Annotated in this window: 1 protein-coding gene; it reads left to right on the top strand. The window is 57.2% G+C overall.

The genetic code is table 11. The annotated features are described in order from the left end of the window. Positions 1–628: 628 nt before the first annotated feature. Positions 629–844 (top strand): RHS repeat-associated core domain-containing protein, encoded by a 216-nt coding sequence (locus tag C892_RS0128250; protein WP_017559959.1) that lies wholly within the window; start codon positions 629–631, stop codon positions 842–844. The last annotated feature ends 28 nt before the right edge of the window (positions 845–872 follow it).

The following is an 872-nucleotide window of genomic DNA, read 5'->3' as shown; positions in this document are numbered from 1 at the left end:
CCTGTACGGGTACGCGGCCTGCGACCCCATCAACAAAAGCGACCCCAACGGGCTCAACGCGTGTAATTTCGTGACCTTGGTAGGGGTCATTGCCACTGCCGCAGGGCTTATGGGGTTCTACCCCGTATCCCTGATCCTGGGAATCCCGGCGGCAGTGGGCGGGGTCATCTGTATTGGAATGTGGATTTGGCAGAGGGGGGTGGCGGCAGCTTAAGATATAGGTCAAGTAGAATCTGCCGCAACCGGGCGCCTGGCGTTATGTCTGGGCGTCCGGCATCTGCCATATAAAACCAGATCAAAATTTGGAAGGGTAGCTTGGTTGACGATTTTTCACTTGTGTCCATAATTCTCTTTCTGGCTGCTTTTGCGCTCATGGTGGTACATAGAAATAACAGGAAAAGGGGGGTATGTCAGAAATGGTTGAAAGTTGTGATTGTTGCGCTCATGCTACTAGCGCTGTCTGTTGTCGTGGCATCGATGGTTCTGGCGTCCTGATCCGTGGGGTTGTGTGCAGCACGTGGTGAGGGCTTCGAGGACCCGGTGGGTGGTTCTGGTATGGGCGAAGGGCCTTGGGCGTGTTCCGCCCGTTAATTAGCCCAGGGGTGTCGCATTCTGGGGGAGCGGCGGTGTGGTGGCCGGGGCGAACCCATTCACCTTTAGCGATTCCCATGAATTCGACAACGGTGACAAGGCAATGGGGTACCGGTACCTGTCGCACTTCACTGAGCGCTTCACCCAGCAGGACCCGTCCTGGCAGGAGGACAACCTGTACGGCTACGCGGCCTGCGGCCCCATCGACAAGAGCGACCCCGGCGGGCTGTCCAATGAGCCTTTTTCATCCTGAAGGTGCTGGTCACAGGCTCACACCGACT

Source organism: Nocardiopsis baichengensis YIM 90130 (genome assembly GCF_000341205.1).
Taxonomy (GTDB): domain Bacteria; phylum Actinomycetota; class Actinomycetes; order Streptosporangiales; family Streptosporangiaceae; genus Nocardiopsis_A; species Nocardiopsis_A halophila.
This window is presented reverse-complemented; position numbering and strand designations above follow the sequence as displayed.